The organism is Xanthomonas sp. F14 (genome assembly GCF_014199865.1).
Map to the genome: position 1 here is coordinate 347,815 of NZ_JACHOM010000002.1, position 14,734 is coordinate 362,548.

Consider the following 14,734-nt stretch of genomic DNA (forward strand, 5'->3'; position numbering starts at 1 on the left):
CGTGGTCATGGCTGGAGTCCGGCGCGGGGGAACCGGGACCGCGTTGCTGGTCCGGTTGGCCGGACGCCCATAGTACACAGCGCTTGATTAACGCGATGCGACACGCAGCGCATGCACGCAGGCCGATCCATGCGTCAGACGCCGCGCGTAAACCGCTGTGGCCCGCGCCTGCGCGTGCGAGTTGCGACGCAGGGCGCAAGTCCGGCACGCCGATTCAACATTGACGACACCTCTTCGCGCTTGCGCAAGGCCACAGCGTGGCGCCGGCCGACAATCCGGGCTCCCAGTGGAGCGCCTGCGTCGTTCGGCAGGCCCACGCACGCATCGCCCCTGTTGCGGGTGACGCCACACGAGCCAGGCCATGCATCTCAGCGATTTGGCAACACTCCAGTTCCGGCACGATCCCTATCCGACCTATGCACGCCTGCGCGCCGAAGGCGCGTTGGTGCAGGTGGCAGACGGGCGGCTGATGTCTGGCCGCTACGCCGTGGTCGATCGCCTGCTCAGCGATCGCCGGGTCGGCCGCGACTATCTGCAAAGCATTCGTCTGCGTTACGGCGAGGCGGCGGTGCAGCTGCCGCTGTTTCAGGGCATGAGCCGCATGTTCCTGCTGCTCAACCCGCCGCTGCACACCCAGTTGCGCGGACTGATGACACAGGCCTTCGGTGCGCGGCAGATGGAGTCCATGCGTGAAGTGGCCAGCGATACCGCCGCCGGGTTGATCGATGCTTTCCAGGCAAACGGCCACTGCGATCTGCTGACCGAGTTCGCGTTCCCGCTGCCGATCGCCATCATCTGCCGGATGCTGGATATCGATGCGGCCGATGTCACCGCGTTGAGCCACGCGACCAGCGCACTGGCAAAAGTCTTCGATCCGATGATGACGGCGGAAGAACTGCAGGCCACCAGCGTTGCGTACGACCAGCTGGCGACATATTTCCACGGCGTGATCGCGCAACGGCGCAGCGCTGGCGGCGATGATCTGATCGCGCGTTTTATCCAGGCCGAGGACAACGGCCGCCGCCTGAGCGACGAGGAGATCGTCTCCAACGTGATCCTGCTGTTCTTTGCCGGCCACGAAACCACCTCCAACATGATCTGCAATGCGCTGGTCGCGCTGCATCGGCATCCGCAGCAATTGCGCCTGCTGCAGGAAACCCCGAGCGTGCTGCCCAATGCAGTGCTTGAATGCATGCGCTACGACAGCTCGGTGCAGATCGCCACGCGCACGGCGTTGCAAGATGTCGAGATCGAGGGCGTGGCGGTCCCCCAGGGCGCCATGCTGTATCTGATGCTGGGCGCGGCCAATCACGACACGCTGCAGTTCACCGACCCGCAGCTGCTGGATATCCGCCGCCAGCAGGGCCGTGCGCTGTCGTTCGGTGGCGGCATTCACCACTGCCTGGGCAACCGGCTGGCGCTGATCGAAATGGAGGCCGCGCTGGCCTGCCTGCTGGCGCGTCTGCCGGCGCTTCGGCTGGAGCAGCTGGACACGCTGAGCTGGAACGATCGCGCCAACCTGCGTGGTGTGGACGCGCTGCTCGCCTCCTGGTGAGCTGCGGCCAGGCGGCGCAGTGCCGGGCCGGGCCAGGTCGGCACGCATTGTTGCTGCAGTCGTAGTGCTGGCAATCACCGCGGCAGATGACGCAGGGCCGCTGCACGCGAATCGAGATGCCACAACGACAAACACCGCCGATCACTCGGCGGTGTTTGCGTTGACGCAGGCGCGGATCGTCAGGTCCGCTCAAACCCGCCAATCAGAACCGGTAGGTGACCCGCCCGTACCAGTAGCGGCCGTTGAAGCCGAACGGCGACAGCGACGAATACTGCAGGCCGCCGGCGCGGTCGTCGTAGGCGGTGGTCAGCTGCGCCTTGGTCGGATACTGATTGGTGAGGTTGTCCGCGCCCACGGTGAAGGTGAACGCGTTCCAGGTCTGGCTGGCGGCCAGGTTCAACAACCAGCGCGCGTCGTAGGTCTGGTCCTGGCTGCCATCGGCCGGGTCGCTGATGCGCTTGATCGATCCGTAGCGGGTGGCGTTGAAGTTCAGCGCAAAACCGCCCAGCGTCCAGTCCGCCGCCGCCATGTACTTGGTGCGCGGGGTGGCGTCGGTGAGCAGGCCCTGGCTGGCGCGCCCGAAGTTGGGGTTGGACAGTTCCAGGATCGTGGTCTTGTTGTAGTTGGCGCTGGCACTGAGATTGAGCTTGCCGTAGCTGCCCAGGTCGGCGAGATAGCTGTTGATCCAGTCCACGCCACGGGTGCGGCTGGTGGCGCCGTTGACGAAGAACTGCACCGCGGCCACCTGACCGATCGGCTGTGCCAGCTGCAGCTGGTCCGAATACAGGATCTGGTCCCAGATGCGGATCTGGTAGACGTCCAGGCTGGAAGTGAAGCTGGCGGTCGGCTGCCACACAGCGCCCAGGCCGTAGTTGGTGGATTTCTCCGGGCTCAGCGGGCCGGCGCCCAGTGCCACCGCGACCGGGTCGGAGGTGCGGTAGGTACCGACCTGCACCAGCTCGCCGTTCTGGATCAGCGTCACCACCGAGGCGTAGTTCTGCTGGGCCAGCGACGGTGCGCGGAAGCCGTTGGAGATGGTGCCGCGCAGCGAGAAGGTGTCGCTGAAGGCGTAGCGCGCCGACAGCTTGCCCGAACGCGTGGAGCCAGCGTCGCTGTAGTTTTCGTGGCGCCCGGCGATGCCGCCGGACAGCTTGTCGGTGATGTCCGCTTCCAGGTTGGCGTAGACCGCATTGCTGTGGCGTCCGAACTTGCCGGCCACCGTCGGCTCCAGGCCGGAGAACACCTGTGCGCCGCCCGGATACGGCGCGCCGTCGTCGGGATTGATGGTATTGGGATCGAAGAAGTACGACTCCGGCGAGCCGGCGGTGATCTGGTAGCGGTCCTGGCGATGTTCGGCACCGAAGGCCACATTGACCGGATACGCCAGGCCCCAGTCGAAGGACTTGTTGACGTCCAGGTTGATCGTGCCCTGTTCGGTTTCGAAGCCACCGGAATTGAAGTTGGTCGGCGAGCTGCCGGTGGTGTAGTACAGGTTGGTGTTGATGCTGTTGAGGATGTTGAAGGTCATGTCGTTCTTGCCGTAGGTGGCCGACACGTCCCAGTTCCATTCGCTCTCGGTGCTGCCTTTCAAACCCAGCACGGCCGAGCGGTCGTTGGTGGGGTTGTAGATCTGCGGCAGGAAGCCGTTCGGGTAGATCGCCTGCACATTGCGCGCGGTGTTGTCGGCGGCGCGGTAATAGCCGTTGGAGGTGACCTCGCGACGGCTCATGCTGAGATGGCCGTACAGTTCCAGGTTGGGCGAGAACGCGTAGCCGAATGCGGCCAGCCCCTGGTAGAACGTGGAGGCCGGGTCGCCGTGGCGCTGGTAGGGGACACCGCCCGGATTGGGCGTGCCCGGCACGGTGGTGGCGCGGTTGGTGTTCTCGCCGCGGTTGGTGCTCATGGTGTTCTGGTAGTTCCACGACAGCCGCACCCAGCCCGGTGCGGTGTCGCCGCCGCTGCCGCCGAACGGCAGGCCGACCGAGCCGTCGATGCCGTTCTGCTCGCCATCGCCCTTGTCCATGATGCCGCCATTGACCGACACGCTGTTGCTGCCGGCATCGGCGCCATGCTTGAGCACGATATTGACCACGCCGGCGATCGCATCGGAGCCGTACTGGGCCGAGGCGCCGTCACGCAGCACTTCGATGCGTGCGATGGCCGACATCGGCAGCGAGTTCAGGTCGGCCGGCGCCGAGCCGCGGCCGACGTACGGGTTGTAGTTGATCAGCGAGGAGGTGTGATAGCGCTTGCCGTCCACCAGCACCAGCACCGCATCCGGCGACAGGCCGCGCAGCGTGGCCGGGCGCGCGGCATCGTTGCCGTCGGAGATCGCCGGGCGCGGGAAGTTCAGCGACGGCAGCAGCTTGCCCAGCGCGGTGGCGATGTCGGTGGCGCCGGTGGCCTGCAGTGACTGCTCGGTGATGATGTCGATCGGCGATTCGGATTCGGCCACCGTGCGGTCGCTGACGCGCGTACCGGTGACGATCAGGGTGTCCAGGGTCTTCTGCGGCTGGGCAGGCTGCGATTGCGCACTGGCAGCGAACGTACAGACGGTGAGTGCGACCGAGATCGCAAGCGAGAGTGCGTTGGAGGTGTGCATGGGAATGGGGACTCAAAGGGGATGGTGGACGCAGCGATGCGCTGCGCGCATTGCCGGGGGAAAGACGACGGCGGACTGCGTGATCCGTGTTGCCTGCGCGCAGCGCGTGTGCGCTGGCAAGGCGACGTGCACAGCAAGACAGCAGACTGCAACGCAGCGTCTGCTGCGTGGCGCATCCTTGCGAAAGAAGGGGGGGGAACTCGCCCTTTCGCGACAATCGGAAAGGGCGAGTGATGCTGCGGGCGTGCTGCCTCGTCTCAGCGAGGCGGGACGAGGTGATCGACATGCCGGTCGCTGCCGACCGGCACGCGGCGATTTACCACCTGTAGCTCACGTTGGCGTACACCAGCGCACCGTTGAAACCGAACGGCGAGGCGCTGCTGTAGGGCAGGTAGGTGCGCGTGCCCAGGCCGGCTTCCTGACGGTCGGGATACTCGTTGAGCACGTTGTCGCCGCCGATGGTGAAGTTCCAGTCGTTCAACTTGTAGGACGCGGCAAGGTCCAGCGTCCATTTGGCCGCATAGGTCTGGTCGCTGCCGGCGTTGGTGCCGAAGGTGCTGAACTCGCCCCAGCGCGTGGCGGTGCCGGTGAACGACCAGTTGCCCGGCGACCAGGTGCCGCCCAGGAAGAACTTGTCGCGCGGCGTGCCTTCGGTGATGCGACCGAGTTCGGCGCGGCCGATGCGCACCGCACCCGGATCGATCGCTTCCAGCGCTGCCGGGTTGTCGGCGACCCGTTCCACTTCGGTCTTGTTGTAGTTGTAGCCGGAGGTCAGCTCCGCGCTGCCGCCGTCCAGGTTCCAGCGATAGGTGCCGACCGCATCCACGCCCTGGGTCTTGGTGTCCACCGCGTTGGTGAAGTAGCGCCCGCCACCGATGCCCGGGAAGCCATTGGCCTGCAGGTAATTGCGCGCTGCATTGGAGGTGAGGTTTTCCGACAGCACGATGCGGTCATCGATATCGATGCGGTACGCATCGACCGTGATGTACAGGTTTTCGATCGGCTGCAGCACCACGCCAAGACCGTAGTTCTTGGATTCCTCGGCCTTCAACGGCTCGGCGCCGAGTGCGATCGCGGCCGGGTTGTCGGTACGGAAGGTGCCGATCTCGAACGGGATCGCGGTGACCGTGCCGTTGGGCTGGGCCACGTTGAGGAACTGCGTGGCGATCGACTGGAAGTTCTGCTGCTGCAACGACGGCGCACGGAACCCGGTGGAGGCGGTGGCGCGGACGGCCACCTTGTCGGTGAACGCGTAACGCAACGACAGCTTGCCGGTGGCGGTATCGCCGAAATCGCTGTACTTCTCGTAGCGCCCGGCCAGGCCGGCCGAAAGCTTTTCGGTCAGATCCGCTTCCAGGTCGACGTACGCCGAATGGCTGTTGCGGTTGTAGTAGCCGGCGTCGGAGAGTTTGAAGCCGGGAAACACCTGTGCGCCCGGGATCAGTGTGCCTGCCGCAGAGGGAATGCCGCCATTGGCCGAGGACGCCGCATCGCCGGGCGACTGGTTGAACTTCTCACCGCGCCATTCCGCACCGAAGGCCAGCGTGACCGGATACGCCAGGCCCCAGTCGAGCGTCTTGGTGAAGTCGGCATTGAGCACGTTCTGGGTCACTTCCAGCGTACCGGCATGGAAGTCGGTCGGGCTGGCCAGGCCCAGGCTGTTGTTCAAGCTGTTGCGCACATCGAAGGTGAGATTGTTCTGGCCGTAGTTGTAGCTCAGATCGATGTTCAAGCCGCCTTCGGTGGAGGTCTTCAAGCCGCCCACCCACGACACGTCCTTGCTGACGTTGTAGATCTGCGGCAGAAAGCCGTCCGGATAGATTTCCGGGCGGTTGCGGTTGTCGCCGGCAAAGCGGAAGTAGCCGTTGGACAGCACTTCGCGGCGGCTGACCATGCCGAACGAGTAGAAGGTCAGGTAATCGGTGGGGCTGTATTCGCCGTTGAAGGAGATCGCGCCCTGGTCGATGTCCGGATCGCCGTAACGCTGCTCCACGCGGCCCTGGAATGGCAGTGCGCGGTTGGTCTGGTCCGAATGTCCCGCCTGTGCGGCCAGATGCACCTTGCCGGTGCCGGCAAAGCTGAAACCGGCATCGCCGGACAGCTGATATTGCTCGCCATCGCCGGCGCTGTACTTGCCGTAGCGGCCATTGACGCTGCCGCCTTCGCCGCTGCCCTTGAGCACGATGTTGATCACGCCGGCAATCGCATCCGAACCGTATTGCGCCGATGCGCCGTCACGCAGCACTTCGATGCGCTCCACTGCGGCGATCGGAATGGTGTTGAGATCGGCCGGCGACGAACCACGGCCCTGGGTGTCGTTGAGATTGATCAACGCGGTGCTGTGATAGCGCTTGCCGTTGACCAGCACCAGCACCTGGTCGGGCGACAGGCCGCGCAGCTGCGCCGGGCGCACTGCGTCCGAGCCGTCGGAGATGGCCGGGCGCGGGAAATTCAACGAGGGGATCGCGCGTGACAGCGCGGTAGCCAGCTCGGTGGTGCCGGTCGATTCCAGTGCCTGTGGCGAGATGATGTCGATCGGCGATGCCGATTCGGCCACGGTGCGATCGGCCACGCGCGTGCCGGTCACGATCAAGGTATCGAGCGTTTTCTGGGTGGGAGCCTGTGACTGCGCGGACGCGTTTGAAGCGGAAAACGACAGTGCAAGAACAACGGCAACTGCGAGTGGACTGGTCTTGCAATTCATGCGGTGACAACTCCGAGTGGGGAACGGATGCATCGCAGGGGGCCCCCTCCCGGGCCGCGTCCGTTGCGGCAGCTGCGGTGCGTTCCCAACCATTAACCACGTGTAACCGCATGTCAAATTTTGGTTACGTTGCGCAAGTAACTGTCATGTATGACGTGCTACTGCCATCGTTGTCATCGTGCACCAAAGTGATGCGTGGTTTGCACCAGACCTGCGGTATCAGCCGCTTGCCTGCACCATCATGGACATCGATACGAGATATGAAACTTCTGCATCAGAACGTGATCTGCACCGCATCGACACTGCGTTGCGCAGGACCATGGAACACCGCTTCGATGTTGTTGCCATCCGGGTCGAGCACGAACGCGGCGTAGTAGCTCGGGTGATACGGGCGCACGCCCGGCGCGCCGTGGTCGCGACCGCCGTGGGCGAGGGCGGCCTGATGGAATGCATGCACCATGGCCACGTCGTGCGCCTGGAAGGCGAGATGGTGGCGGCCAGTGAGTTGGCCTTGCGCCATCGTGTCGCGATCGGACACGAACAGCTCGTCGGCCCAGAAGAATCCCTCGCCTTCGCCACCGATCGGAATGCCCAGCACATCGAGCACCGCCTGGTAGAAATGTCGGCTCGCTGCCAGGTCGTGGACGACCAGATGCAGGTGATCGATCAGGCGGCCACGTGAGAGCTGCGCTGCGTCCATGGTGGGTGCTCCGGCAGGGTGGAAGCGGTGTTGATACCACCGCGGCCGCCGGCAGCTCTTCACGGCGCATCGATGCCCGCGCCTGGATGGCTGCATCAGAACGCCGCACGGACAACGGGCAAAAACGCACACGCCCCGGGCAGGCCGGGGCGTGTGGTCAGGCGTCAGGATGCGGCCGTGCCGCATGCGTCAGCAACCAACGCGTGGCAACACCGCAGCAGTGTGGATCGCTGTCTTGATTACCAGCGATAGTTGATGCGGCCGTACACGTAGGCACCGTTGAAGCCAAACGGCGACAGATTGCTGTACGGGAACTGCCCGCTGGTGGAGTTGGCGAAGTTGTTCTCGTCCGGGTACTCGTCCAGCAGGTTGTCCGCACCCAGGGTCAGCGTCCAGCGATCGATCTTGTAGCTGGCCGAGGCATCCACCACCCACTTGGCGCCGAAGGTCTGGTCGTTGGTCGCCGCGGCCGGACGCGTGCTGTACTTGCCATAGCGCGTGGCACCCAATGCCAGCGTCCAGTGCTCCAGGTTCCAGCTACCGTTGACCAGGAACTTGTCGCGCGGGAAGCCTTCCTCGATGCGACCGCGTTCGGTGCGGTCGATGCGCTCCAGGCTCAGCCCGTTGGCCGACAACGCAGCCGGGTTGGCGGCGACGCTGCGCACTTCGGTTTCCGAATAGTTGTAGCCGGCGGTCAGGTCCACGCTGCTGGCGGCGAGCTGCCAGCGGTAGCTGCCGACCACGTCCACGCCGCGCGTACGCGTGTCCACCGCATTGGTGAAGTAGCGCCCGCCGTTGATGCCGAAGATGCCCTGCGCTTCGAGCAAGTTACGCACGCCGGTGCCGGTGAGGTTGGACGACAGCACGATGCGGTCGTCCACATCGATCTGGTACGCATCCACGGTGAGGTAGAGCGCATCGGTCGGCTGCAGCACCAGGCCCAGGCTGTAGGACAGCGAGGTCTCGGCATCCAGCGGCTCTGCGCCCAGCGCGCGCGCCACGTTGCTGTCGGCCGGGAAGGTGCGGATCTCGAACGGGTTCGGATTGCCGGCCAGGAAGGTGGTGCTGGTGGACTGGAAATACTGCTGCGCCAGCGATGGCGCGCGGAAGCCCGACGCCACCGTGCCGCGCAGCGCAATCTTGTCGGTGAACGCATAGCGCCCGGACAACTTGCCCGATGCCTGGCTGCCGAAGTCGTTGAAGTCTTCGTAGCGCCCGGCCAGGCCGGCGGAGAACTTGTCGGTGAAATCGGCTTCCAGATCTGCGTACAGCGCGTAGCTGTCACGCGAGTATCGCCCGGACACGCTGGGCGCGAATCCGCCAAAGCCCTGCGCGCCACCGGCCAGCGTGCCGGCCTGGAAATACGAGCCCACTTCGCCCGGCGACTGATTCCACTTCTCGTTGCGGTATTCGGCGCCGAAGGCCACCGTCACCGGGTACGCCAGGCCCCAGTCGAAGCCGCGCTTGACGTCCAGGTTGACGATGTTCTGCGTGGTCTCCAGCGCGCCGTCGTAGAAGGAGGTCGGCGAGCTCGGCCCCAGGCTCACGTTGAGCGTGTTGCGGGTGTGGAAATCGATCTTGTTGTAGCCGTAGTTGTAGCTGGCATCCCAGTCCCAGCCGCTGGCGGTGGAGCCGCGCACGCCGGCCACCAGCGAGCGGTCCTTGGCGTAGGTCTGGATTTCCGGCAGGAAGCCCTGCGGATACACCGACAGGATGTTCTGGCTGCTGCCCGGCGCGCGGAAGAACGCGAACGAGGTGATGTCGCGGTTGCTGGCGGTGGCGAAGGCGTAGCCGGTGATGCTGTCGCTGAAGGCGAACTCGGTATTGGCCGACACCGCCTGCGCATTCACGTCCGGGTCGCCGATCTTGAACGCCTTCTGGCCCACGGCCGGCTGCGAGGCGCTGGGTGCGCCGGCATAGCCGCGCGCGCGGTCGGTGGGGTCCTGCTGGTTGAGCTGGGCGGCCACGTGCAGCCAGCCGCGCTCGTTGCCGTAGGCCACGCCGGTGTCGCCGGACAGCTCGTAGTTGCTGCCGTCGCCGGCCGAATACTGGCCGAAGCCGGCCTGCAGGCTGCCGCCCTTCTCCGCGCCCTTGAGCACGATGTTGACCACGCCGGCGATGGCATCGGAGCCGTACTGCGCCGAGGCGCCGTCGCGCAGCACTTCCACGCGCGCGATCGCCGCCACCGGAATGGTGTTCAGGTCCACTGCCGCGGCGCCACGGCCGATGGTGCCGTTGAGGTTGAGCAGCGAGGAGGTGTGGCGGCGCTTGCCGTTGACCAGCACCAGCACCTGGTCCGGCGACAGGCCGCGCAGCTGCGCGGGACGGATCGCGCTGGTGCCGTCGCTCAGGGCCGGGCGCGGGAAGTTCAGCGACGGCAGCGCGCGGGCCAGCGCGGTGGCCAGCTCCGAGGTGCCGGTGGCCTGCAGCGACTCGGCGCTGATGATGTCGATCGGCGACTGCGACTCGGCCACGGTACGGTCGGAGACGCGGGTGCCGGTGACGATGACGGTATCGAGCGTATTGGCGGGCGCGCTGGCCGGGGTGGCGGTCTGGGCGAAGGCGGGGGAGGCGAGCAGCGCCGCAACGACGGCGGTTGCGAGCGTGGACAACGGGTAATTCATGACAACTCCGAACGGGGGTCCAGGCAGGACCAGCAAGGCTGGGCGGGGTCTGGTCGCGGCGATGCGAAGGGAACGACGGCCAGCCCGAAGGCGCTAATTATTCGTTAACGCTAGAATGGCGTCGCAGGAGTGCTGCTCATCTGCTCATTCCTTTTCGTTCTATCGGACTGTCCATCAATGATTTCCCTGCGCAACTTCTCCATGCGACGCGGCGAGCGTCTGCTGTTGTCCAACGTCGACCTGACCATGCATGCCGGCTACCGCGTCGGTGTGGTGGGCCGCAATGGCACCGGCAAGTCGAGCCTGTTCGCCGCGGTCAAGGGCGAACTGGAAGCGGACAAGGGCGATGTCGACCTGCCCGGCAAGGTGCGCACCGCCAGCGTCTCGCAGGAAACCCCGTCGCTGCCCGATCCGGCGCTGTCGTTCGTGCTCGGTGGCGACATCGAGGTCTCGGCGATCCTGCAGGAAGAGGCCGCAGCCACCGCGCGCGAGGATTGGGAAGCGGTCGCCAACGCGCACCAGAAGATGGCCGAGCTGGGCGCCTACGACGCCGAGGCGCGTGCCGGCAAGTTGCTGCACGGCCTGGGCTTCCCGGCCGACACCCATCACCGCGCGGTGTCCTCGTTCTCCGGCGGCTGGCGGGTGCGCCTGAACCTGGCGCGCGCGCTGATGATGCCCAGCGACCTGCTGCTGCTGGACGAACCGACCAACCACCTGGACATGGATGCGGTGCTGTGGCTGGAGCAATGGCTGCTCAAGTACCCGGGCACCTTGCTGCTGATTTCGCATGACCGCGAGTTCCTCGACAACGTGGCCACGCATACGCTGCATCTGCACGGCGGCACCGCCAAGCTGTATGTCGGCGGCTATACCGATTTCGAGCGCCAGCGCATCGAGCACCTGCGTCAGCAGCAGATCGCCCACGACAAGGAACAGGCCGAGCGCGCGCATCTGCAGAGCTTTATCGACCGCTTCAAGGCGCAGGCCAGCAAGGCCACCCAGGCACAGAGCCGCATGAAGCGCCTGGCCAAGATGGCCGGCACCGAGGCGGTACGCGCCGAGCGCGAATTCCGCATCCAGTTCGCCCAGCCCAATCGCTTGCCGTTTTCGTTGATCCGGCTGAATCACGCTGCTTGCGGGTATGCGGCTGCGCCGCGGGAATCGGGAATCGGGAATGGGGAGTCGCAAAAGCGCGGGTCCAGCGATGCGATTACCGTGTTGCACGATGTTGGATTCGGATTGGAGGCGGGTGACCGGATCGGGTTGCTGGGGCCGAATGGTGCGGGTAAGTCAACGCTGGTCAAGACGCTGGTGGGCGAGCTGCAGCCGCTGTCGGGCGAGCGCAGTGCGCATCCGGATCTGCGGATCGGCTACTTCGCGCAGCACACGGTGGAATCGCTGCACGAGGGCCAGTCGCCGATGGATCACTTCCGCGAACTGTCGCCGGATGGCGCCAATCAGGCGTTCCGTGATTTCCTGGGCAAATGGAACTTCGCCGGCGACCGCGCCTTCGAAGTGGTGGATGGGTTCTCCGGCGGCGAGCGCGCGCGTCTGGCGCTGGCGCTGATCGCCTGGCAGCAGCCCAACGTGCTGCTGCTGGACGAACCGACCAACCATCTGGACCTGGAAATGCGCGAGGCCCTGGCCGAGGCGCTGAGCGACTTCGAGGGCGCCATCGTGATGGTCTCGCATGACCGCCATCTGATCGGCCTGGTCTGCGACAGTTTCTGGCGCGTGGCCGATGGCGTGGTCGAGCCGTTCGCTGGCGATCTGGACGAATACGCCGCCTGGCTGCGCAGCCGCCCGGCCGCCCAGGGCACCAAGCAGAAGATGGCCGAAGTGGCGCCGACTCCGCCGCCGCCGACCAAGCCACTGCCGCCGAAGAAAGCCGTCAACCCGCACAAGCTGGCCAGCGCGGAAAAGCGCGTCGGCGAGCTGGAAGCCGCGTTGGCAGAGCTCGACCGCCAGCTGGCCAACCCGGCGAACTATGCCGACACCGACAAGATGGCGGTCCTGGGCCGCGACCGCGAGGCGACGGCGCAGCAGCTGGCCACAGCCGAGGCGGCGTGGATGGAGTTGATCGAAGGCGCGTAACGCGCAGGCGTTACGATGCGCGTGGGGCCAAGCACAGGGAGGTAGGCAACATGATCAGCGCCACCATCAGTCTGGAAGACCATCTGGCCGCGCAGCGCCTGCATGCGCGACAGACGGCCAAGCTGTTGATCGTGATCCTGGTGGTCCTGCTGTTGATCGGGGCGGGGTTGCTGCAACTGATCGGGGCCGGCGAAATCATCGGCCCGATGCTGATCGGTGCCGGAGGCGGCGGCTTGATCGGCCTGGTGGTGTTGCACGTCTGGGGCTTGCCGCGGAAGATCAAACGCCTGCACGCGCAGCAGGCCGCGCTGCGGCATACCTACACCTTTGCGTGGGACGAGACCGGGCTGGAGATCACCTGGGCAGACGGGCGACTGCGCCGGCCCTGGTCCGATTACATCCGCTACCGCGAGAACGAGCGGGTGCTGCTGCTGTATCACAACGACCGCTTGTTCGAGCTGTTCGCCCCGCACTGGTTCGCCGACAGGGCGCACTACGAGGCGTTTCGCCGCGTGGCGGTGCAGGGGATCGCGGCATCCGCGCGCCGCTGAGCGCAGCGGCGGGCTCGCTCAACCGGAGCGCTGTTGCTCCGTTGTCAGCCAGTCGCGCAATCGTGCATCGGCATCGCCTTCCGGGCGCGAGCGCAGCCGGGTGAGCCAATAGCGTCCGGCGTCGATCTGGATCGGGAACGGGCAGACCAGGCGCCCGGCATCCAGATCCTGGCGAAACATCGGCAACGGCAACAATGCCACGCCGGCACCGGCGGCCGCCGCGCTGGCCAGCGTCAACGACGAATCGAACATCGCCCCGCGTGCGGCGACTTCGGCCACGCCCGCCGCGCGAAACCACTGCGGCCATTCGTCCAGACGGTACGAGCGCAATAACGGCAGCTGGGCCAGATCGGCCGGTGTGCGCAGGCCCCGCGCCATGCTGGGCGCGCACACCGGCGCAAACGGCGCCTCCATCAGCGCATGGGCGATCTGGCCCTGCCAGTCGCCGTCGCCAAAACGGATCGCCAGATCCAGCCCTTCGCCAGCCAGATCGACCCGGTTGTTGTGGGTGGAAAGGCGCAATTCGATATCCGGATGCGCGGCATGAAACGCTGGCAATCGCGGCAGCAGCCAGCCGGTGGCGAAGGTGCCGACCACGCCGACGCTGAGCACCTCGCGATAGCGCCCGTCGGCAAAGCGCTCCAGGGTCGCCGCGATGCGGTCGAAGGCCTCGCCGAGCACCGGTGCCAGCGCCGCGCCCTCGTCGGTGAGCGCCACGCCGCGTGGCAGGCGGTGGAACAGGCTGCTGCCCAGTTGCTGTTCCAGCGCCTTGATCTGGTGGCTGAGCGCGGCCTGGCTGACGCACAGCTCGCTCGCGGCGCGGGTCAGGTTCTGGTGGCGCGCGGCGGCCTCGAAGGCGCGCAGGGCATTGAGCGGAAGACGGGGCCGGGGCATGCACAGAGATTAGTTCAATTCATGCCAGGGATCGAAACATCGCAATAGTCCGGTGGCCGGCATGCGCCGATACTGCGGGCTCTCACCGGGAGGCTGCTGCATGTTGAACCGTCGACAATTCTTGTACGCAACCGGCGCGGGCGTGCTGCTTGCTGCCTCCAGACCTGCATGGGCACTCACGCCGGCGATGACGCTGGACGATGTGCTGCGGGCACAGTGGGCGGAGATCGAACGCCGCACCGGCGGCCACCTGGGCATCAGCCTGCTCGACAGCGCCACCGGCAAGCGCCTCGGCCAGCGCGAGGACGAGCGCTTTCCGATGTGCAGCACCTTCAAATTTGTATTGGCTGCGGCAGTCTTGCAGCGGGTGGACCAGGGCAAGCTGACGCTGGTGCAACGGGTCAAGATCCGTGCCTCCGACATGCTCGAGCATGCCCCGGTCACCGAGCGCCATGTCGGCGGGGCGCTGAGCGTGGCCGAGCTCTGCCGGGCCACGATGATCTACAGCGACAACCCGGCCGCCAACCTGCTGTTTCCGCTGGTCGGCAACCCGGCCGGCCTGACCGCGTTCCTGCGCGGCATCGGCGATGCGCACACCCGCAGCGACCGCCGCGAGCCGGAGATGAACCGGTTTGCCCCGGGCGACCCGCGCGACACCACCACGCCGGCGGCAATGGCCGCCACCTTGCGCACCCTGCTGCTCGGCAACGCGCTGCAACCGGCCTCGCGCAAGCAGCTGACCGACTGGATGATCGACAACCGCACCGGCGATACCTGCCTGCGCGCCGGCCTGCCGCGCGGCTGGAAGATCGGCGACAAGACCGGCAGCAACGGCAGCGACACCCGCAACGACATCGCCATCATCTGGCCACCGGCAGGCAAGGCGCCATTGCTGCTCACCGCGTACTTGAATGGCGCCAGCGTCGACAGCGATGCGCGCGACGCGGCGTTGAAGGCAGTGGCGGCCGCGGTGCGCGACAGCATGGTGGGGTGAGCGCAACGACCCGCTG

At 66.2% G+C, this 14,734-nt stretch carries 9 protein-coding genes; 4 read left to right on the forward strand and 5 right to left on the reverse strand.

The window, feature by feature from the left end; genetic code table 11:
* Nucleotides 1-361 precede the first annotated feature (361 nt).
* A complete protein-coding gene (locus tag GGR73_RS09975; protein ID WP_184456753.1) occupies nucleotides 362-1,555 on the forward strand; it encodes a cytochrome P450 in 1,194 nt (397 codons plus the stop codon).
* Between the two features lie 202 nt (nucleotides 1,556-1,757).
* Here the strand turns inward: GGR73_RS09975 and GGR73_RS09980 are convergent, their stop codons facing one another.
* From GGR73_RS09980 to GGR73_RS09995, 4 genes are all read right to left on the reverse strand, one after another.
* Entirely contained in the window at nucleotides 1,758-4,157 is a 2,400-nt protein-coding gene (locus GGR73_RS09980) for a TonB-dependent receptor (RefSeq protein ID WP_184456755.1), read from the reverse strand.
* Between the two features lie 316 nt (nucleotides 4,158-4,473).
* A complete protein-coding gene (locus GGR73_RS09985) occupies nucleotides 4,474-6,861 on the reverse strand; it encodes a TonB-dependent receptor (protein ID WP_184456757.1) in 2,388 nt (795 codons plus the stop codon).
* A 274-nt stretch (nucleotides 6,862-7,135) separates the two neighbouring features.
* Nucleotides 7,136-7,561 carry a VOC family protein gene (locus tag GGR73_RS09990; RefSeq protein WP_184456759.1) on the reverse strand — a complete coding sequence of 142 codons (426 nt, stop codon included), beginning with the start codon at nucleotides 7,559-7,561 and terminating at the stop codon, nucleotides 7,136-7,138.
* A 239-nt stretch (nucleotides 7,562-7,800) separates the two neighbouring features.
* Nucleotides 7,801-10,185 (reverse strand): TonB-dependent receptor plug domain-containing protein, encoded by a 2,385-nt coding sequence (locus GGR73_RS09995; RefSeq protein WP_102256035.1) that lies wholly within the window; start codon nucleotides 10,183-10,185, stop codon nucleotides 7,801-7,803.
* Between the two features lie 177 nt (nucleotides 10,186-10,362).
* On the opposite strand from GGR73_RS09995, the gene GGR73_RS10000 reads away from it, so the two are divergent.
* Nucleotides 10,363-12,279: an ABC-F family ATP-binding cassette domain-containing protein gene (locus GGR73_RS10000; RefSeq protein ID WP_184456760.1), complete on the forward strand. Its 1,917-nt coding sequence runs from the start codon at nucleotides 10,363-10,365 to the stop codon at nucleotides 12,277-12,279.
* Between the two features lie 50 nt (nucleotides 12,280-12,329).
* Nucleotides 12,330-12,830 carry a YcxB family protein gene (locus tag GGR73_RS10005; protein WP_046343867.1) on the forward strand — a complete coding sequence of 167 codons (501 nt, stop codon included), beginning with the start codon at nucleotides 12,330-12,332 and terminating at the stop codon, nucleotides 12,828-12,830.
* 18 nt (nucleotides 12,831-12,848) lie between these two features.
* On the opposite strand, the gene ampR is transcribed toward GGR73_RS10005, so the two are convergent.
* Nucleotides 12,849-13,724, reverse strand: coding sequence for a LysR family transcriptional regulator AmpR (gene ampR, locus GGR73_RS10010; protein WP_102251473.1), 876 nt, complete (start codon nucleotides 13,722-13,724; stop codon nucleotides 12,849-12,851).
* A 100-nt stretch (nucleotides 13,725-13,824) separates the two neighbouring features.
* Here ampR and bla point away from each other — a divergent pair, with 100 nt between their 5' ends.
* Nucleotides 13,825-14,718: a class A beta-lactamase gene (bla, locus tag GGR73_RS10015; protein WP_184456761.1), complete on the forward strand. Its 894-nt coding sequence runs from the start codon at nucleotides 13,825-13,827 to the stop codon at nucleotides 14,716-14,718.
* Nucleotides 14,719-14,734 lie beyond the last annotated feature (16 nt).